Consider the following 19599-nt stretch of genomic DNA (forward strand, 5'->3'; position numbering starts at 1 on the left):
GTGGGTATTTCTCTATAACGACAACAAGAGGAATGAGCATGTTGCAGGTGCCTTTGCTGATTGGCGGGCAGTCACGTCCTGCCCGTGATGGACGAACCTTCGAACGCCGCAACCCGGTGACGGGTGAGGTGGTGTCGCAAGCTGCCACCGCCACCCTGGCCGATGCCGATGCGGCGGTGGCTGCGGCCCACGCGGCATTCCCGGCCTGGGCGGCATTGGCCCCCGGTGAGCGGCGTAGCCGCTTGCTCGCCGGCGCCGACCTGCTGCAGGCACGGGCTGCCGAATTCATCGCCGCTGCCGGTGAAACCGGGGCCATGGCCAACTGGTACGGCTTCAACGTCAAGCTGGCTGCCAACATGCTGCGCGAAGCCGCCGCCATGACCACGCAGATCACCGGCGAGGTGATTCCCTCGGATGTGCCTGGCAGCTTTGCCATGGCCTTGCGCGCGCCCTGTGGCGTGGTGCTGGGCATCGCCCCGTGGAACGCCCCGGTAATCCTCGCCACCCGCGCCATCGCCATGCCGCTGGCTTGTGGCAACACGGTGGTGCTCAAGGCTTCGGAGCTGAGCCCGGCGGTGCACCGGTTGATCGGCCAGGTGCTGCAAGACGCCGGCCTTGGCGATGGCGTGGTCAATGTCATCAGCAATGCGCCGGAGGACGCCCCGGCCATCGTCGAGCGCTTGATCGCCAACCCCGCCGTGCGTCGCGTCAACTTCACCGGTTCCACCCATGTCGGGCGCATCGTCGGCGAATTGGCCGCCCGCCACCTCAAGCCAGCCCTGCTCGAACTGGGTGGCAAGGCGCCGCTGCTGGTGCTCGATGATGCCGACCTGGACGTCACGGTCGAAGCGGCGGCCTTTGGCGCCTACTTCAACCAAGGGCAGATCTGCATGTCTACCGAACGCCTGGTGGTGGACAGCCGCATCGCCGACGCCTTCGTCGACAAGCTGGCGGTGAAGGTCGCCGGGCTGCGCGCGGGTGACCCGCAAGCCAGCACCTCGGTGCTCGGTTCGCTGGTCAGTGCCGAGGCCGGCGAGCGCATCAAGGCGCTGATCGACGACGCCGTGGCCAAGGGCGCGCGCCTGGTGTGTGGTGGCCAACTCGATGGCAGCATCCTGCAACCGACCTTGCTCGATAACGTCGATGCCAGCATGCGCCTGTACCGCGAGGAGTCCTTCGGGCCGGTGGCGGTGGTGCTGCGTGCCGAGGGCGACGAGGCCCTGCTGGCGTTGGCCAACGACTCGGAGTTCGGCCTGTCGTCGGCGATCTTCAGCCGCGACACCAGTCGCGCCCTGGCCCTGGCACAACGGGTGGAGTCGGGTATCTGCCATATCAACGGCCCGACCGTGCACGACGAAGCGCAGATGCCGTTCGGCGGGGTCAAGTCCAGCGGCTACGGCAGCTTCGGCAGCCGCACCGCGATCGACCAGTTCACCCAGCTGCGTTGGGTCACCCTGCAGCAAGGCCCGCGGCATTACCCGATCTAGCCTTTGCAACCCCAGGCAACGCGCTACAAGACCGCCGCCTGCAACGTCAGGCGGCGGCAGGATGTACAACAAGAACAAGGAGCAACCTGCGTGAATACCGAAGCCCGCTCACGGTCAATCGACCCTGGCCAAGTCCCGCGCTACCGGCAGGTGGCCATCGGGCATCCCCAAGTGCAGGTCAGCCACGTTGATGGCGTGCTGCGCATGCAGCCCGTCGAACCCTTGGCACCGCTACCGGCGCGCCTACTCGACCGCCTGCTGCACTGGGCCAGCGTGCGCCCCGACAGCACGTTCATCGCGGCGCGGCAGGCGGACGGTGCCTGGCGTACGATCAGCTACGCGCAGATGCTCGCCGATGTGCGCACCATCGCCGCCAACCTGCTGGGCTTTGGCCTCAGCGCCGAGCGGCCATTGGCACTGTTTTCCGGGAATGATATCGAGCACCTGCAGATAGCCCTCGGCGCCATGTATGCCGGCATTCCCTATTGCCCGGTATCGCCAGCCTACGCGCTGCTGTCGCAGGACTTCGCCAAGCTACGCCATGTGTGCGAAGTGCTGACCCCAGGGCTGGTGTTTGCCACCGACGCCCAACCGTTCCAGCGGGCCTTCGATGCCGTGCTGGACGCTTCGGTCGCAGTGATCAGCGTGCGCGGCCAGGCTGCGGGCCGTCGTCACCTGGGCTTCGACACCCTGCTGCAAGCTGGCGACCTGGCTGCGGCCGATGCGGCATTCGCCGCAACCGGGCCGGACACCATCGCCAAGTTCCTCTTCACCTCGGGTTCGACCAAGTTGCCCAAGGCGGTGATCACCACCCAGCGCATGCTCTGCGCCAACCAGCAGATGCTGTTGCAGACCTTCCCGGTATTCGCCGAGGAGCCGCCGGTGCTGGTGGACTGGCTGCCCTGGAATCACACCTTTGGTGGCAGCCACAACCTCGGCATCGTGCTGTACAACGGCGGCAGCTTCTATCTGGACACCGGCAAGCCGACTCCGCAAGGCTTCGCCGAGACCCTGCGCAACCTGCGCGAGATTTCCCCCACGGCTTACCTCACCGTGCCCAAGGGCTGGGAAGAGCTGGTCAAGGCACTGGAGCAGGACGCTACGCTGCGCGAGGTGTTCTTCGCCCGCATCAAGCTGTTCTTCTTCGCCGCTGCGGGCCTGTCGCAGAGTGTCTGGGACCGCCTCGACCGGATTGCCGAGCAGCATTGTGGCGAGCGCATCCGCATGATGGCCGGCCTGGGCATGACCGAAGCCTCACCCTCATGCACCTTCACCACCGGGCCACTGTCGATGGCCGGCTATGTCGGGCTGCCGGCGCCGGGCTGCGAGGTGAAACTGGTGCCGCAGGCCGGCAAGCTGGAGGCGCGTTTCCGTGGCCCGCACATCATGCCGGGCTACTGGCGCTCGCCGCAGCAGACGGCAGAGGCCTTCGATGAGGAGGGCTTCTACTGTTCGGGCGACGCCCTGAAGCTTGCCGTTGCCGAGCAACCCGAGCATGGCCTGATGTTCGATGGCCGCATCGCCGAGGACTTCAAGCTGTCTTCAGGGGTGTTCGTCAGTGTCGGCCCGCTGCGCAACCGTGCGGTGCTGGAGGGCTCGCCCTATGTGCAGGATATCGTGGTGACCGCGCCGGACCGTGAATGCCTGGGGGTGCTGGTATTTGCGCGGTTACCCGAGTGCCGGCAGCTGGCCGGGTTGCCCGTGGCTGCCAGCGATGCCGAGGTACTGGCCAGCGATGCCGTGCGCCACTGGTTCGCCGGCTGGCTGGAGCGCTTGAACCGCGATGCCCAGGGCAACGCCAGCCGCGTCGAGTGGCTAGCGCTGCTCGTAGAGCCGCCATCGATCGATGCTGGCGAGATCACCGACAAGGGCTCGATCAACCAGCGTGCGGTGCTGCAACGGCGCGCTGCACAGGTCGAGGCGCTGTACCGCGGCGAAGACCCGAGCGCATTGCGCGCACAGGTGCTGCCATGAGCCGCAGCGGGCTGTGCACGGCGTTCGAGGATGCCGCCATCGTCGCGATGGCGCGCACGCCCTGGGTCGACCTGGGCGGTGCGTTGGCCGGGGTTTCGCCCATCGACCTGGGCATCCTGGCCGGGCGGGCGGCGCTGGCGCGGGCCGGCAGCGCCCCGCAAACGGTGGACAGCGTGCTCGCCGGCAGCATGGCCCAGGCCAGTTTCGATGCCTACATGCTGCCGCGTCACATCGGCTTGTACTGTGGCGTACCGCAAGGCGTTCCGGCGCTGGCGGTACAGCGCATCTGCGGCACCGGGCTGGAGTTGCTGCGCCAGGCCGCCGAGCAGTTGCGCAGTGGCGCGCAGCAGGTGTTGTGCGTAGGCGCCGAGTCGATGTCGCGCAACCCGATCGCCGCCTACGAACACCGCGGCGGCTTCCGCCTTGGCGCGCCGGTCGGGTTCAAGGATTTTCTTTGGGAAGCGCTGTACGACCCGGCTGCCGGCGTGGACATGATCGGTACCGCCGAGCTCCTGGCCCGCGAGTATGGCCTGGGCCGTGAAGCGGTGGATGCCTGGGCCCTGCGCAGCCACCAGCGCGCCCTGCAAGCCCAGGCACAAGGCTGGTTCGACGATGAGATCGCCACTGTCACGGCGCAGACGTTCAGCGCAGAAGGCTGCCTGCCACGCGCCATCGGGTTACCACGAGGGGTGACCGCGGTCAGCCGGGACAGCCACCCACGGCCTACCGATGCGGCGTCGCTGGCCCGTTTGCGTGCAGTGCACGAGGGTGGCGTACACACCGCCGGTAACAGTTGCGCCGTGGTCGATGGCGCGGCGGCGGCAGTGGTCACGCGCTTTTCGGGCTGCACCCAGCCACCGCTGGCACGCTTGCTGATGGCCACGGCCGTGGGCGTGCCGCCGCGAACCATGGGCATCGGGCCGGTGCCAGCCATCGCACTGCTGCTCGAACGCAGCGGCCTGCGCCTGGAGCAGATCGACCGCTTCGAAATCAACGAGGCGCAAGCCGCCCAGTTGTTGGCAGTAGCCCAGGCGCTCGAACTCGATATGGAAAAACTCAATGTCCACGGCAGTTCCATCGCCCTTGGCCACCCGCTGGCCGCCACCGGCCTGCGCCTGGTGCACACCCTGGCCCGGCAACTGCGCCACGGCAACCTGCGTTATGGCATCGCCGCGGCCTGCATCGGCGGTGGCCAGGGCATGGCGCTGCTGATCGAAAACCCCCATTTCACTGACTGATCCCGAGGTAAGCCATGGCCTGGAAGGCGCCGCTGCGCGACATGCAGTTCGTCCTGCAACACTGGCTTCGGGTCGATCAGGCCTGGCCGCAGCTACCGGCTTATGCCGACGTCGACCTCGACCTCGCGGTTCAGGTGCTGGAGCAGGCGGCCCGTTTCAGCGAACAGGTGCTGGCGCCTTTGAATGCTCCCGGTGACCGCCAGGGCTGCCGGGTGGCGCAAGGCCAGGTGAGCTCGCCAGAGGGCTTCCCGGCCGCCTACCGTGCCTATGTCGAAGGCGGTTGGCCTGCGCTGGCGTGTGCCACCGAGTCTGGCGGCCAGGGGCTGCCCCTGGTGCTGGAGGCGGCCCTGCAGGAAATGCTCTTTGGCAGCAACCACGGTTGGGCCATGTATACCGGCATCGCCCATGGGGCCTACCTGTGCCTGAAAAGCCACGGGTCCGTCGCGTTGCAGGCACGCTATCTGCCGGGCATCGTCAGTGGCCAGACCTTGCCCACCATGTGCCTGACCGAAGCCCAGGCCGGCAGTGACCTCAGCTTGCTGCGCAGCCGTGCCGAGCCACTGGGCGATGGCAGTTACGCGGTAACCGGGAACAAGCTGTTCGTCTCCGGAGGCGAGCACGACCTGACCCGCGACATCCTCCACCTGGTGCTGGCGCGGCTTCCGGATGCGCCGGCCGGCAGCCGTGGGCTGTCATTGCTGCTGGTGCCGAAATGGCACGAGGACGGCCAGCGCAATGCCGTGTACTGCGACGGCCTGGAGCACAAGCTGGGCATTCGTGGCAGCGCCACGTGCGCGTTGCGCTTCGAAGGTGCCCGCGGTTGGCTGGTCGGCCAGGCCCACGGTGGCCTGGCAGCGATGTTCGTGATGATGAACTCGGCCCGGCTGCATGTCGGGCTGCAAGGGCTGGGGCATGCCCAGGCCGCCTGGCAGCAGGCCCGCGACTATGCCCTGGAGCGGCGCCAGATGAACGCGCCGGGCCGCGCCAAGGGTGCCCAGGGGGCCGACCTGATCCACCTGCACCCGGCCATGCGCCGGACCCTGCTGGAGTTGCGCGTGCGCAGCGAGGGCATGCGGGCATTGGCTTACTGGGCGGCGCACTGGCTGGATATCGCTGCGGTCGCTGCCGAACCTGAGCAACGGACCAAGGCGGCGACACTGGCCGCGCTGTTGACGCCCGTGATCAAGGCGGCCTTCACCGAGCAAGGTTTCAGCCTGGCCAGCAAGGCCCTGCAGGTGTTCGGCGGCTATGGCTACACCGAGGAGTTCGCCATCGAGCAGACCCTGCGCGACAGCCGCATCGCGATGATCTACGAAGGCACCAACGAGATCCAGGCCAACGACCTGTTGTTGCGCAAGGTGCTGGGCGATGGCGGCGAAGGGGTTGCGCTGCTGCTGGGGGAGTTGCGCGCCGAGGCCGCCGCGTCGGCTGGCAGGGCTGCCACCGAGCTGGGCGGGGCCTGCGACAAGCTCGAAACGGTGCTGGCCAACCTGCGGTTGATGGCAGCGGACGATTGCGAATACCCGTATCGCGCGGCTGGCGACTTCCTGCAACTTTGTGCCACGGCCTTGCAGGCCTTTGCCTGGGCCCGCACTGCCCGCTGTATCGAGGCACTGCCGGTGGAGGCGCCACTACGCCGCGAGAAGCAGGAAAGCGTCGGTTACTTCTTCGACTACCTGCTACCCGACCTCGACCGGCAGGTGGCGGCCATCGCTGCGGCCGCTGCACCGTTGCCGTTCATTGCTGAATCGTTCTGAAGCCTACGTGTGAGGTTGCCATGAACACCGGTTGTGGCTGACGTGCCGAGGGCCGGTAGCGCATGCAGCGGTCCGCCGAGCACAGGTGCGAGCCGCCCTTGATCACTGCCACCGGCACGCCCGGCTCGGCGGGGTCGAAACTGTCGCTCAATTGCGGCCCTGGAGGGTCGAGCACGGCGTCGCGCCGGGCGTCGTGGCCCGGCCGGTAGCCGCTGCGGGTCAGTTCCCAGACATTGCCGCCAGCATCGAACAGGCCCAAGCCATTGGCCGGGAAGCAGCCTACCGGCGAGGTGCCGGTAAAGCCGTCGGCCGCCGCGTTGTGGTAGGGGAACTGGCCCTGCCAGGTATTGGCCATGAGCTTGCCCTGGGGCAACTCGCTGGCGCCCCAGCTGAAGTCCGCATCCGCCAGGCCGCCGCGCATGGCGTACTCGAGCTGCGCCTCGCTGGGCAGCTCGCGGCCGGCCCAGCGGGCGTAGGCCTGGGCATCTTCCAGGGCGACCTGCACCACCGGATGGTTGTCCAGCCCGGCCAGGCTGCTCGCCGGCCCTTGCGGGTGCTGCCAGCTGGCACCCGGGATGAACTGCCAGCCGGGGCTGAGCACGTCCGGGCCCTGCTGGAACACCATCGCGCCCGGCACACGCAGGCCTTCGGGCAGGTCGGGATCGTCTTCCACACTGATGCCGCGCTCGGCATGGGTGACGTACCCGGTGGCGTTCACGAAGCGGGCGAACTGGGCATTGGTGACCGGATGCACGTCGATCCAGAAGGCCGACACCCTGGCGCGATGGGGCGGGCCTTCCTCGTCATAGAAGCGGCTTGAACCAAAGCTGAACTCGCCGCCAGGCACGTGCACCATGCCGTCCCGCCACGGGCCCTGGCGCTGCGCGGGCAGGCCGCTGTAGCTTGCGCACAGCAGCAGCGGCGCCGCGGCTTGTGGCCAGGCGCCGTACACGGCGGCGAGCAGGCCGGCGGCGAGCGCTGCGCCAGCGGCAAGTCGGGCGTTCATTGCTGCCTGGCCAGGGCCGGGCTTGCCGGACTGGCCGGGCGGCCATCGGCATCGATCGCGATGTTGCTGCGCTGGGCATAGGCTTTCCAGTCGCGCAGCATCTGCACCACCTGCCCTGGGTGCTCAGCGGCGATGTCGTGGTGTTCGCCGGGGTCTTTGCGCAGGTCGTACAGGTGCCAGCCCGGTGTACCGTCGGTGGCATCCCACAACAGCTTCAGCGGCCCCTTGCGCAGCGAGGCGCTGCCGTTGATTTCCCAGCCCAGGGCTTCGTCGCTGGCGTGGATCTGGCTGTCCTTGCCTTGCAGGTAGTCCAGCGCCGAGGTGCCTTGCGGCGGCACGATATCGCGGTCGCGGTACTTGATGCCGGGCAGCGGCGCACCGGCCAGTTGCAGCAGCGTCGGCATGATGTCGCGCACGCTGGCCAGTTCCTCGCTGCGGCCGGCCTTGATGGTGGCCGGGTAGTAGACGAAGGCCGGTACGCGGATGCCGCCCTGGTAGGTGGTCATCTTGTAGCGACGGCTGGGCAGGGCGCTGACCTGGGCCCAGGCCGAGCCGATCATCAGGAACGAGTCGCGGCGGCCGTAATTCTCCAGGCGGTTGTCGAAGTTCGCCTTGATCCAGTCGGGATCGACGCGGGTGGCATTCTCCGGCCCGTTGTCGGACATGAACAGGATCAGCGTGTTATCCAGCTCGCCGGTGTTGCGCAGGTGCTCCACCAGGCGCCCGACCTCGGCATCCAGGGCCGTGACCATGGCGGCGTATACCTCCATGCTGCGTGCCGACTGGCGCTGTTGTTCTTCGCTCAGCGAAGCCCAGCTCGGCACGCCTTCCAGTGTGGCTTCCTGGGGGAAGTCGGCCGGTACCAGGCCGGCCTTGCGCTGGCGCTCCAGGCGCTCACGGGCGATGGCCTCGTAACCCTGGTCGTAACGGCCACGGTATTGCGCCAGGTAACGGTCCGGCGCCTGCAGCGGCCAGTGCGGCGCCGTATAGGCGGCGAACGCGAAGAACGGCTTGTTGCTGGCCTTGCCCTGGTCGATGACATCGATCAGGCGGTCGGTGAACCAGGTGCTGGAGTAGAAGTCGTCGGGCAGTTCGATGGGCTCGCCATTGTGGCGGAAGGTTGCGCTGTAGTTCGACTGCAGGTCCATGTTGGCCTGCTTGAAGTGAGCGGCGCCGCCTTCGAGCAGCACGTAGGCCTGGTCGAAGCCGCGGTTCTGCGGCTGCTGCGCCGGCTGCATGCCCAAGTGCCATTTGCCGGAGATATAGGTGCGGTAACCGGCGTCATGCAGCAGTTCGGCCAAGGTGGCGACATTGCCACCGAGCACACCTTCGTAGCCGGCGCGCACCTCGGAGCCTGGAGGTAGGCGCTTGCGCGCTTCCGACATCATGCCCAACCCGGCCAGGTGCGGGTCGTTGCCGGACATCAGCATGGCGCGGGTCGGTGAGCAGCTGGGCGCTGCGTGGAAGTCGAGCATCAGGCGGCCGGCGGCCAGCAGTTTGTCCAGGTTCGGCGTCTGGATCTCGCTGCCCAGGGCCGACAGGTCGGAGAAGCCGAGGTCATCGGCGACGACCAGCAGAATGTTTGGTTGTTTAACGGATGGTGCAGCCAGCGCCTGGCCGGCAGCGAGCATGAGCACGCCGAGGGCGGCGAGGGAGGGCAGATGATTCATTGAGGTGCTCTTGTTGTTCTTATGAATGAGTTTTTGGCTAGAGCCTCATGCTAGAGGCCGCGCCATGGAGATTCTAGCGGCCGAGAGGGGCGTGCCGCGGTCACTGGGTGCAGAAGTGTGCGATCAGCGAACGCTTGATGGTGGTCGCTGCTTGCCGCAGCGATCATCCCTATTGACGGCTTAATAGTTAACAAAAATAATCGTTAATAGAGTTATCCAGTTCCAAAGACAAATATAAGAACAAGCAAAGGGAAATTCTGATGACCAGGCCGTTGAATGGGGTGTGGGTGCCCCTTGTACTGCTTTCGCTCTGCCAGACCGTGCATGCGGCCAACCCGCTTGAAGAGAGCCGGCCAGGGCGGCCCGGCGCCCCTCGCTGGATCGAGGACTACCGCTTTCTCGACGACCCTGGCAAAGCCACCGACCCTTTCGATGGCCTGCGCTACCACCGGCTGTCCGAGTCGGCCTGGCTGCAACTCGGTGCCGAGGCGCGCTACCGGGCCGACGCGCTCGACAAGCCTTTCTTCGGCCTGCGCGGGGTTAAAGACGATTCCTACCTGCTGCAACGGCTGCAGGCCCACGCCGACCTGCACCTGTTCGACGATGCCCTGCGCACCTTCGTCCAGGTGGAAAACACCCGCGCCTTCGGCAAGGACCTGTACTCGCCCAACGATGAGGGCCGCAATGAAGTGCGCCAGGCTTTCGTCGACTTCAACCACGACTTTGCCGAGGGGCGCTATACCACCCGTGTAGGTCGCCAGGAGATGGCCTTTGGCGACCAGGTGTTCGTCACCTACCGCGACGTACCGAACATCCGCCTGAGCTTCGACGGCGTGCGCGCCGGCCTCAACCTCAAGGACGGGCGCAAGCTCGATGCCTTTGCGGTGCGCCCACTGAAAACCGGCGAGGACAGCTGGGACGACGGTAGCAACAACAGCGTCAAGTTCTATGGCCTCTACGGTACCTTGCCGCTGTCGCCGGCCTGGAACATGGACCTGTTCGCCTTCGGCCTGGAAACCGACGACCGTAGCCTGGCCGGCGAATCCGGTGACGAACAGCGCTACACCTTCGGCACGCGGCTGTTCGGCCGCCAGCAGGCGCTGGACTGGAGCTGGAACCTGGCCGGGCAGACCGGCCACCTGGGCAATGCCTCGATCCGCGCCTGGGCCGTGTCGAGCGACAGCGGTTATACCTTCGCCCATCCCTGGCAACCACGCCTGGGCATGCGCATCGATGCCGCCAGCGGCGACAGCGACCCAGGCGACGGCAAGGTCGGCACCTTCGACCCGCTTTACCCGCGCAACGGCGTCTACGGCGAGGCCAGCCTCACCACCCTGAGCAACATCATCGTGGTCGGGCCCAAGTTCGGTTTTTCGCCCTGGCGCACGGTGCGCTTCGAACCCGGCCTCTTCGAAGTCTGGAAGCAGCGCGAAGAGGACGGTGTGTACATGCCCGGCATGAGCCTGTTGGCCAACACCCGCGGTACGGGCCGGCACGTGGGCACCATCTACCGCGCCAACACCCGCTGGCTGGCCACACCCAACCTCACGCTGGACCTCGACCTCAAGTACTACGACGTCGGCGCGGCCATCAAGGACGCTGGCGGCGAGGACTCGTCGTTCATCTCGTTACGTGCCACGTTCCGCCTTTGACTACCCAACCGATAACAACAAGAGGGGCCTCACATGCGTCATACATCCGCAACGTCCAACAAGGCGGTGCTCACGATCGGCTTGTGTTTTCTTGTCGCACTGCTCGAAGGGCTGGACCTGCAGGCGACCGGCATTGCCGCACCGCACATGGCCAAGGAGTTTGCCCTGACCCCGAGCATGCTCGGTTGGGTGTTCAGTGCCGGGTTGCTGGGGTTGTTGCCCGGCGCATTCGTCGGCGGCTGGCTGGCTGACCGGCTTGGCCGCAAGGCGATCCTGATCGTGGCAGTGCTGCTGTTCGGCGGTTTCTCGCTCGGCACCGCCCATGCCGAAAGCTACACCACGCTGCTGATCGCGCGCTTGATGACCGGCCTTGGACTGGGCGCGGCGTTGCCGATCCTGATCGCCCTGGCCAGTGAGGCGGCACCGGCGCACCTGCGCAGCACGGCCGTGAGCCTGACCTATTGCGGCGTGCCGCTGGGCGGGGCGCTGGCGTCGGTGATTGGCATGAGCGGGGTAGGCGAGGGCTGGCGCACGGTGTTCTACGTCGGTGGCATCGCGCCGATCGCGATTGCCCTGGTGCTGATGCTCTGGTTGAAAGAGTCTCAGGCGTTCCGTGCCCAGGGTGGTGCGCAGGCCGGCGCCGATGGCACCCTTGCCCAGCTGTTCGGGGCGGGGCAGATGAGCCGTACGCTGCTGCTGTGGGTGGCATGCTTCTTCACCCTGACGGTGCTGTACATGCTGCTGAACTGGCTGCCGTCGCTGCTGATCGGCCAAGGTTTCAGCCGGCCCCAGGCCGGTGCGGTTCAGATCCTGTTCAACCTTGGCGGGGCAGCGGGTTCATTCCTCACCGGGCGCATGATGGACCGCGGCTTTGCCGGGCGGGCGGTGCTGATCGCCTATGCCGGGATGCTGGCGTCGTTGGCGGGGCTGGGTTTGTCGAGCAGTTTTGGCCTGATGTTGCTGGCCGGTTTCACTGCGGGTTACTGCGCCATCGGCGGGCAACTGGTGCTGTATGCACTGGCGCCAACCCTGTATCCAACCCAGGTACGCGCCACGGGTGTGGGGGCTTCGGTGGCGATTGGGCGCTTGGGTTCGATGGCCGGGCCGCTGGCGGCAGGGCAGATCCTGGCGGCGGGGGCGGGGGTCGGCGGCCTGCTGCTGGCGGCGTCGCCTGGCCTGGTGGTCGCTGCAGTCGCGGCGCGTGCCTTGCTCGGGCAGCGTAGAAAGCGGGCAGACGAGGCCACGTCAGAGGGTATTGCGTAGCCCTCATCCGCGTCAGCCGTTGCGGGCGTGCAGCGTCTGCGCCTGGCCCAGGCGGTACTGGTTGTCGCCGCTGCGCTTGGCCTCGTACATCGCCAGATCGGCAACATGGATCAATTGGTCGCGGGTTTGCGCGTGATCGGGGAAGAGGGCGATGCCCAGGCTGACGCCGACCCGCTGCAGCGTGTCGCCCACGCGGATGGGGGCGTCCAGCGGCACCAGCAACCTTTGCGCGATCCCCCGTGCCTCGTCCTCAGGCGCACGCTCGGCCGATAGCCCTTCCAGCACGGTGACAAACTCGTCGCCACCCAGGCGTGCCACGCTATCGGAGTTGCGCAGTGCCTCGTGCAGACGGCTCGCGGTGGCCTGCAGGACCTGGTCGCCCGCCGCGTGGCCCAGGCTGTCGTTGATCGCCTTGAACCCGTTGAGGTCGATGAACACCAGTGCGACACGGCTGTGGTTGCGCCGGGCCAGCGCCAGGGCACTGCCCAGGCGCTCCTCGAACACCAGGCGGTTGGGCAGGCCGGTCAGCGGGTCATGGTGTGCCAGTTGGTGCAGCCGGTTGGCCCAGGTTTTCTCCTCGGTGATATCACGCACCACGCCCATCATCTTGATAGGCGTGCCACGTTCGTCCTTGACCACGTTGCCGGTCTCGCGCAACCAGTGCAGCGTACCGTCCGGCCAGACCACCCGATACTCCTCGTCGTGGTTCTCGCCGGTTTCGATGCAGCGCAGTTCGCCGGCGCGCACACGGGCGCGATCGTCCGGATGAACCGCGTTGCAGAACAGCTGGTAGCTGGGTGTCACTGCGGCGACCGCATGGCCGAACATGCCGTAGATGGCGTCGGACCAGTACAGGCGGTCGGTGTCGATGTCCCAATCCCAGGTGCCGATGCGGGCGAAATACTGGCTGCGCTGGAAGCGTTCGGCCTCGACCAGGATCGGACGGATCAGCAGCCATTGCCTGGCATTGCCCGTGACGTGCTGGCTGATGTGCAGCGCGCGCGGTTGGCCATCGTCGCCGGTGAACTGCACTGAACCGGCTGGCGCGGCCAGCGGCGGCAGGCGTTCTCGCAGGAACTGACCGAGCAACGGCGTGCTGCAACAGCCGAGCAGTTCGGCCGCGGCCGGGTTGTGCCAAACTACCCGTCCATCACGATCCAGTTGCAACACGCCCACGTCCAGCGCCGCCAGCAGGGCACGGTGCTGCTGGCGCTGACGGTGCAGCACCCGCAGCAGAGCCAGGCCGGGCAGTAAGGCGAGCAGGACGGCGAACAGGGTAATCATGGGGCAGCAACTGATCCAAGAGATTGGGCAACGCCAGTATTATGCCTATCGGCTGATGGCAATTCGCCTTTAACCGCGATCAAACCGATATTTGCCGATTGCCGATGATCAACTCGCCGCTTCCGGCGGATGAAAAACGTTGATAGCATTCAGCCATCTGTTTGAATGCCGGTTTTGTGATGCGCTTCACATTTGCCGGCGTCCCCGGCCAGATGCCTTTGCCCAGCTGCGGTGCTCGATAAACAGTGGCCCATGGTGATACATGGCGTTCACGTTCTGTGAACAGCAGCCGATACCCAAATGGATAAGATCCACACTTTTTACAGGGATGTAGCGAGATGAAGCAGGCACTGTGGTGGGCGGCGTTGGCCTTGATGACAGGTGCTGCACAGGCGGCGGCCGAAAGCGACCCGTTGCTCGATGGCGCCACCTCCAACGGCGCCAGTGAAGTGCGCGGCGTGCTGCGCGCCCGCCACCAGGCCGTATTGGCCAGCGAGCTGTCCGGTCGGGTCACGGAAATCCCCTTCAGCGAAGGCCAGTCGTTCAGCAAGGGCGATGTGCTGGTGCGCTTTGATTGCAGTGCCTACCAGGCCCAGGCCAATGCCTCTGCCGCTGCCGTGCGGGCGACCCGTGAAGAGCTGCGCAACAAGCAGCAACTGGCTGCGCTGAACTCGATCGGCAAGTTCGAGGTGTCCCTGGCCGAAGCGCGCCAGGCCCAGGCCCAAGCCGAAGCCCAGGTCTACCAGGTGCAGGTACAGCGCTGCCAGATCAAGGCACCGTACGACGGCCAGGTGGTGCAGCGGCGGGTCCAGCCCCACGAAAGCGTGGCCAGCGGCGCACCCCTGTTGGAAATCGTCGACAACCGCGCCCTGGAAATCCACCTGTTGGTGCCCTCGAACTGGCTGGGCAAACTCAAGCCGGAACAGACCTTCAGCTTTGTTCCCGATGAAACCGGCAAGCCGATCGATGCGGTGATCAAGCGGCTGGGCGCGCGTATCGACGAAGGCAGCCAGACGTTGCTGCTGATTGCCAATGTTCCGGCAAACACCTCGGGCCTGCTGTCTGGCATGAGCGGCACGGCGCACTTCGCGGAGCGCCAATGAACGCTCCCGTTCCCGGCGCTCTGGAGCAACTGCTGGCCCATTACCTGAAGCTCGAGCGCCAGGCCCGGTCTGCGCCTTCGGTGGAGGAGCTGGCGTTCAGTATGGTCAACGACAGCCAGCCGCTGTTCGGCTACCGCCATGGGGCCCTGTTGATCACTGGCAAAGTCCGCGCGCTGACCGGCGTCAGCTCGGTGGAGCCGAATGCGCCGTTCGTGGTGTTTGTCGAGCGGGTGGCCAAGGCGCTGGCGGCTGGCGAGCGTTTTGCCCTGCCGGGGACGGTGCCTGCGCAGGAGCTGGACCAGGCCTGTCGGGATGACTGGCAGGCGCTGTCTGCAGCGCATGCGTTCTGGCTGCCGTTGAAGGACCGCCAGGGCGAAGTCTTCGGTGGGCTGTGGCTGGCCCGTGACATGCCCTGGAACGAGGCCGAACAAGCGCTGCTGGCGCAACTCGGTGACTGTTACAGCCACGCCTGGCTTGCACTGCAGCCGGGCAAGCCATGGCGCCTGCGCTGGCCGGCGCGGACCCGCTGGGCCTTGGCGGCAGCCCTGCTGCTGGTGCTGTTGGTGCCGGTGCGCCAGTCGGTGCTGGCCCCGGCCGAAGTGGCGCCGCGCAACGGGCAGGTGGTTGCCGCGCCGCTGGATGGCGTGGTCGCCGAGTTTCTGGTCAAGCCGAATCAGCCGGTCAAGGCCGGCGAAGTGCTGGTGCGTTTCGATGCCACCACCCTCAAGGCCCAGGCCGATGTCGCCGAACGGACCTTGGGCGTGGCCGAGGCGGAGTTCAAGGCCAATACCCAGCGCGCCTTTTCCGATAGCGATTCCAGTGCCCGCCTCGATCTGCTGGCCGCCCGGGTCGAGCAGAAGCGTGCCGAGCGTGACTACGCCCGTGATCTGCTGGCGCGCACTGAAGTGCGTGCCGAGCGCGACGGCATTGCCGTGTTCGCTGATGCCCAGCGCTATATCGGCAAACCGATGCGCACGGGCGAACGGCTGATGGAAATCGCCGACCCGGCCCAGGCCGAGTTGCGCATCGAACTGCCGGTGGCTGATGCCATTGGCCTGGAGAAGGGCGCCGAAGTCGCGCTGTTTCTCGACAGCGATCCGCTGCACCGGCACAACGCCGTGCTCGAGCGCGCCGCTTACCAGGCGCAGAACACCCCGGCCGGGCAGCTTGCCTATCGCCTTGATGCCCGCTTCGAGAACGCGCCGCCGCGCATCGGCCTGCGCGGTACCGCCAAGGTGTTCGGTGATCGCGCCCCGCTGGCCCTGTATCTGCTGCGCCGGCCCCTGGCGGCCTTGCGTCAGGCGGTGGGCCTGTGATGCTGCCGGCGCTGCGCCCCGACTTGCAGCTTTCGGCGGGTGCGCCGGGGCTCGACGGCTCGCCCAACTGGACCCTCGCCGATCCGTTGCGCGGGCGTTATTTCAAGCTCGGTGCGCCGGCCATGCGCTTGTTGCGCCACTGGGCCCTGGGCGATCCGCAACGGGTGCTGAACGCCGCCAATGCCGAGCCGGGCGCACCCTTGAGCGGCGCTGCGGTGGAAGAGTTGCTGCGCTTTCTGCGCGGGCATGACCTGATCAGCGCGGTGGATGAAGAGCAGCGCGCCAGCTACGCCGCCAAGGCGGCAGCCCAGCGCCAGGGCATCTGGGCCCAGGTGCTGCACAAATACCTGTTTTTCCGCATTCCCCTGTGGCGCCCGGACGCTTTCCTCAATCGCACCTGGCCCTGGCTCGAACGCCATGGTCGCAACCTGCTGTGCTACGGCCTGCCGGCTACGCTGCTGCTCGGCCTGTTCCTGGTGATGCGCGATTGGGAGCGCTTTCTGTCGACCTTCCCCCATCTGCTGAGCCTCGGCGGCATGGCGGCCTTCGCCATTGCCCTGGGCTTCGCCAAGCTGTGCCATGAATTTGGCCATGCCTATATGGCCAAGCGCGCCGGTTGCCGGGTGCCGAGCATGGGCGTGGCGTTCATGGTCCTGTTGCCGATGCTGTACACCGATGTCAGCGATGCCTGGCGCGTGCAGGACCGCCGCACCCGCCTGCTGATCGGCGCCGGTGGCGTGCTCGCCGAGCTGATCCTGGCCTGTATCGCCCTGCTGGCGTGGTCGCTGCTGCCGGACGGGGCAGGGCGCACCGCCGCCTTCATGCTGGCCAGTGCCACCTGGATCACCACCCTGGCGATCAACGTCAATCCGCTGATGCGCTTCGATGGTTATTTCCTGCTCAGCGATCTGTGGGGGGTCGATAACCTGCAGGGGCGTGGATTCGCCCTGGGTCGTTGGCACCTGCGGGAAACGCTCTTCGGTTATGGCGAGCCCATGCCCGAACGCTGGTCGCCGAAGCTGCGCCGGCGCCTGCTGTGCTGGAGCTATGCCTCGTGGATCTGGCGCGCGGCGCTGTTCTTCGGCATTGCCCTGGCGGTTTATCACCTGTTTTTCAAGGTGCTCGGCATCTTCCTGATGATGGTCGAACTGGTCTGGTTCATTGGCCTGCCGATCTGGCGCGAATGGCAACACTGGTGGCAACACCGGGACAAGGCCCAGCCACGCAAGGTGCTGTTGCTCGGCGCTGGCCTGGCCTTGGTGCTGGGCTTGCTGGTGGTGCCATGGCGCAGCGGCGTGGAAGTGCCGGCGATGCTCGAAGCCTCGCGCTTGAGTGCCTTGCATGCGCCGGCTGCGGCGCGGATCCGCAAGGTGCAGGTCAAGGATGGTCAGCAGGTCGAGGCCAACCAGGTGCTGATAACCCTCGACTCGCCTGACCTCGAAGCGCGCATGGCCATCGGCCGGCGCGAGATCGAGATTCTCCAGTTGCAGTTGCGGCGTCAGTCCGGGCGCAGCGAAACCGCTGCCGACAGCGGTATTCTCGAGCAGCGCCTGGCCGAGGCCGTGGCCGAATACCGTGGCCTGGCGGCCCAGCGCGAGCGCCTGGTGCTGCGAGCCCCTCACACCGGTACCGTGCGCGATCTGGCGGACAACCTGGCGCCGGGGCGCTGGGTCAGTGCCGAGTTGCCACTGGCACAGATTGCCGAGGGCGGCCTGCGTCTGCGCGGCTACGTGGCCGAGGCCGATCTGTGGCGGGTGGCGCCGGGTACCGTCGGGCATTTCGTCGCCGACGACGTATTACGCGACTCTCTTGCGGTCAGCCTGGCCTCGGTGGATGCCAATGGCGTGGCCTATATCGACCAGGAAGCGCTGATTTCCGACCATCACGGGCCAATTGCGATCCGCCGTGACGAAGAGAAGAGGGCGCAGCCGTTGCAAGCGCAGTACGGGGCGCAATTCATGCTCGAAAACAGTGCGCCAAAACAACTTTCACACCCTGTTCGCGGCCTGGTAGTGCTGGACGGAAAGGGCGAATCGCTGTTGTCCGCCGTATGGCGACGTCTGGCAGCGATCGGGGTAAGAGAAAGTGGATTTTAGTCGTGCGATTGGAAGACGGTTGGGGTAACCTGCTGTCAATTAGCCATGCAAGTAAGCGTGGCACGCGTCACAATAAAAGCTAATACGCAAAGTCATGACTACAGGGATGTTCGCATGATATCGAAGCATGCTGTGACCCTCCGTGCCCTGCATCCGGACGATATGGCCTTTATCGAGCGCCTGTATGCCGGCTCGCGCGCCGAGGAGATGTCCCGCAGTGGCTGGCCCGCCGAGCAGATCGCCGCATTTCTCAGCCAGCAATTCAATGCTCAGCATAATTACTATCTAGCCCATTATTCCGATGGGGAATTATTGATCATCGAACTTGAAGGGCGGCCGATTGGCCGTCTTTATATGTTCTGGGGGGCGACCACCCTCAACGTGATCGATATAACCCTGCTGAGCGAGTTCCAGGGCCGGGGTATTGGCTCGGCCCTGATCGAAGCGCAATTGCGCCGGGCCGACCAGCAAGGCCTGAAAGTTGAACTCTTCGTCGAAACCTATAACCCGGCGCAGCGGCTGTATGGCCGCTTGGGCTTCTACGTCTGCGGCGATTCCGGGGTTTACCTGAAACTGCGCCGCGACGCTCGCATAGATTCCAGGAAAGTCTCATGAGCGACCCAACCTTTGCCGCCATTCCCAGCCTGCAGGAACTGCGCGATGCCAACCCCGAAGGCTTCGTGCTGCAGATCACGCCGGAACAGGGCCTGAAGGTCAGCCTGCTATCCGTACGCGAAGGTGTGGCCATGAACCAGGACTACGAATGCTATTCGCTGGCCGTGGCGCTGCCCCTTGGGGTCAGCCTGCCGCAGGCGGTGTTCAATCTGTTCGGACCGGGGCGTGAGCAGCCCTGGACCTTGATGATGGTCCCGGTGTTCCCCGAGCCCGATGGTCGTCATGTACTTGAAGCGGTTATCCATCGCCAGCGGCAAGTGGCCGCGGATGCAGTCTGATTCACGGAAATCCAAACCACGCAAGTCAACATAAGGAAGAGTCTGATGGCTGATCCGTTCCTGGGTGAAATCAGAATGGTGGGGTTCAATTTCAACCCCTATGGATGGGCACTGTGCCAGGGCCAGATGATGGCCGTGAACCAGAACTCGGCGCTGTTCGCGCTGCTGGGGACCGTGTATGGCGGTAATGGTGTAAATACCTTCGCCCTGCCTGACCTGCGCAGCCGCACGCCGGTGGGCTGGGGCCAGGGTGTTGGCCTGTCGAACTATGAGCTGGGCGAGCAGGGCGGTACCGAAAATCTCACCCAGACCCCACTCAACTTGCCGCCGCATACGCACCTGCTGAACCTGACCGCGGCCAACAACCTGACCGCAACCAACAACCTGGGCGGTACCACCGTGCCTCAGGTGGTCAATGCCGAAGCCACCAGCGCAACGCCGATCGCCGGCGGCTGCCTGGGCATCGCCAACGATGGTACTGGCACCACGTTCCAGATCTATCACAGCGGCAAGGACAACGCCGGCAACCCGCTGCCGCGCGTCAACCTGGCCACGCAGGCACTCACCGTGACCGGTACTACCGCTATCAGCGGCTCCATCAACGTGTCCGGGGCAGCTTCCACGACCGGCAACGGTATCCCGTCCTCGTTGTTGAGCCCGTACCTCGCGTTGAACTTCATCATCGCGCTGCAGGGTGTTTTCCCGAGCCGCAACTAACGCAACAGCCGGCGGCGCCCCAGGGCACCGCCACTTTTTCGACTGCACTGCCGGAGCGGGCACTGCGGTGGCACACCAGGAGG

At 66.0% G+C, this 19599-nt stretch carries 15 protein-coding genes; 12 read left to right on the forward strand and 3 right to left on the reverse strand.

What is annotated here, in order from left to right; translation table 11 throughout:
- The first annotated feature begins 38 nt into the window (after window positions 1–38).
- The 4 genes from ABE528_RS02965 (at window position 39) to ABE528_RS02980 (ending at window position 6456) form a co-directional block, all read left to right on the forward strand.
- On the forward strand, window positions 39–1487 hold the full coding sequence (locus ABE528_RS02965; RefSeq protein ID WP_346652132.1) for an aldehyde dehydrogenase: 1449 nt from the start codon (window positions 39–41) through the stop codon (window positions 1485–1487).
- A gap of 90 nt (window positions 1488–1577) precedes the next feature.
- The gene (locus ABE528_RS02970) at window positions 1578–3461 is read left to right on the forward strand and encodes a feruloyl-CoA synthase (RefSeq protein ID WP_346652133.1); all 1884 of its coding nucleotides are present in this window, start codon (window positions 1578–1580) and stop codon (window positions 3459–3461) included.
- On the forward strand, window positions 3458–4699 hold the full coding sequence (locus tag ABE528_RS02975) for a thiolase family protein (protein ID WP_346652134.1): 1242 nt from the start codon (window positions 3458–3460) through the stop codon (window positions 4697–4699). The genes ABE528_RS02970 and ABE528_RS02975 overlap by 4 nt, the downstream gene beginning before the upstream one ends.
- A 14-nt stretch (window positions 4700–4713) precedes the next feature.
- Window positions 4714–6456, forward strand: coding sequence for an acyl-CoA dehydrogenase family protein (locus tag ABE528_RS02980; RefSeq protein ID WP_346652135.1), 1743 nt, complete (start codon window positions 4714–4716; stop codon window positions 6454–6456).
- On the opposite strand, the gene ABE528_RS02985 is transcribed toward ABE528_RS02980, so the two are convergent.
- Together ABE528_RS02985 and ABE528_RS02990 are read right to left on the reverse strand one after the other, a co-directional pair.
- Window positions 6437–7462 (reverse strand): formylglycine-generating enzyme family protein, encoded by a 1026-nt coding sequence (locus ABE528_RS02985; RefSeq protein ID WP_346652136.1) that lies wholly within the window; start codon window positions 7460–7462, stop codon window positions 6437–6439. The two genes, ABE528_RS02980 and ABE528_RS02985, sit on opposite strands and share 20 nt — an antisense overlap.
- On the reverse strand, window positions 7459–9132 hold the full coding sequence (locus tag ABE528_RS02990) for an arylsulfatase (RefSeq protein ID WP_346652137.1): 1674 nt from the start codon (window positions 9130–9132) through the stop codon (window positions 7459–7461). Before ABE528_RS02990 ends, ABE528_RS02985 begins: the two co-directional genes overlap by 4 nt.
- A gap of 260 nt (window positions 9133–9392) precedes the next feature.
- On the opposite strand from ABE528_RS02990, the gene ABE528_RS02995 reads away from it, so the two are divergent.
- Window positions 9393–10784, forward strand: coding sequence for an alginate export family protein (locus ABE528_RS02995; protein ID WP_346652138.1), 1392 nt, complete (start codon window positions 9393–9395; stop codon window positions 10782–10784).
- 33 nt (window positions 10785–10817) lie between these two features.
- Entirely contained in the window at window positions 10818–12047 is a 1230-nt protein-coding gene (gene mhpT / locus ABE528_RS03000; RefSeq protein ID WP_152958195.1) for a 3-(3-hydroxy-phenyl)propionate transporter MhpT, read from the forward strand.
- A 12-nt stretch (window positions 12048–12059) separates the two neighbouring features.
- Here the strand turns inward: mhpT and ABE528_RS03005 are convergent, their stop codons facing one another.
- Window positions 12060–13331: a diguanylate cyclase gene (locus ABE528_RS03005; RefSeq protein ID WP_346652139.1), complete on the reverse strand. Its 1272-nt coding sequence runs from the start codon at window positions 13329–13331 to the stop codon at window positions 12060–12062.
- Window positions 13332–13669: 338 nt separating this feature from the next.
- On the opposite strand from ABE528_RS03005, the gene ABE528_RS03010 reads away from it, so the two are divergent.
- The 6 genes from ABE528_RS03010 (at window position 13670) to ABE528_RS03035 (ending at window position 19516) form a co-directional block, all read left to right on the forward strand.
- Window positions 13670–14434, forward strand: coding sequence for an efflux RND transporter periplasmic adaptor subunit (locus ABE528_RS03010; protein ID WP_346652140.1), 765 nt, complete (start codon window positions 13670–13672; stop codon window positions 14432–14434).
- Window positions 14431–15750, forward strand: coding sequence for an HlyD family efflux transporter periplasmic adaptor subunit (locus ABE528_RS03015; RefSeq protein ID WP_152958199.1), 1320 nt, complete (start codon window positions 14431–14433; stop codon window positions 15748–15750). The genes ABE528_RS03010 and ABE528_RS03015 overlap by 4 nt, the downstream gene beginning before the upstream one ends.
- The gene (locus tag ABE528_RS03020) at window positions 15747–17846 is read left to right on the forward strand and encodes a site-2 protease family protein (RefSeq protein ID WP_346652141.1); all 2100 of its coding nucleotides are present in this window, start codon (window positions 15747–15749) and stop codon (window positions 17844–17846) included. Before ABE528_RS03015 ends, ABE528_RS03020 begins: the two co-directional genes overlap by 4 nt.
- 114 nt (window positions 17847–17960) lie before the next feature.
- Entirely contained in the window at window positions 17961–18461 is a 501-nt protein-coding gene (locus ABE528_RS03025; RefSeq protein WP_346652142.1) for a GNAT family N-acetyltransferase, read from the forward strand.
- Window positions 18458–18799: a hypothetical protein gene (locus ABE528_RS03030; RefSeq protein ID WP_346652143.1), complete on the forward strand. Its 342-nt coding sequence runs from the start codon at window positions 18458–18460 to the stop codon at window positions 18797–18799. Before ABE528_RS03025 ends, ABE528_RS03030 begins: the two co-directional genes overlap by 4 nt.
- A gap of 45 nt (window positions 18800–18844) precedes the next feature.
- Complete coding sequence (locus ABE528_RS03035; RefSeq protein ID WP_346652144.1) at window positions 18845–19516, forward strand: tail fiber protein; 672 nt, start codon at window positions 18845–18847, stop codon at window positions 19514–19516.
- Window positions 19517–19599: the final 83 nt, after the last annotated feature.

Source organism: Pseudomonas sp. TWI628 (assembly GCF_039673865.1).
Taxonomy (GTDB): Bacteria; Pseudomonadota; Gammaproteobacteria; order Pseudomonadales; family Pseudomonadaceae; genus Aquipseudomonas.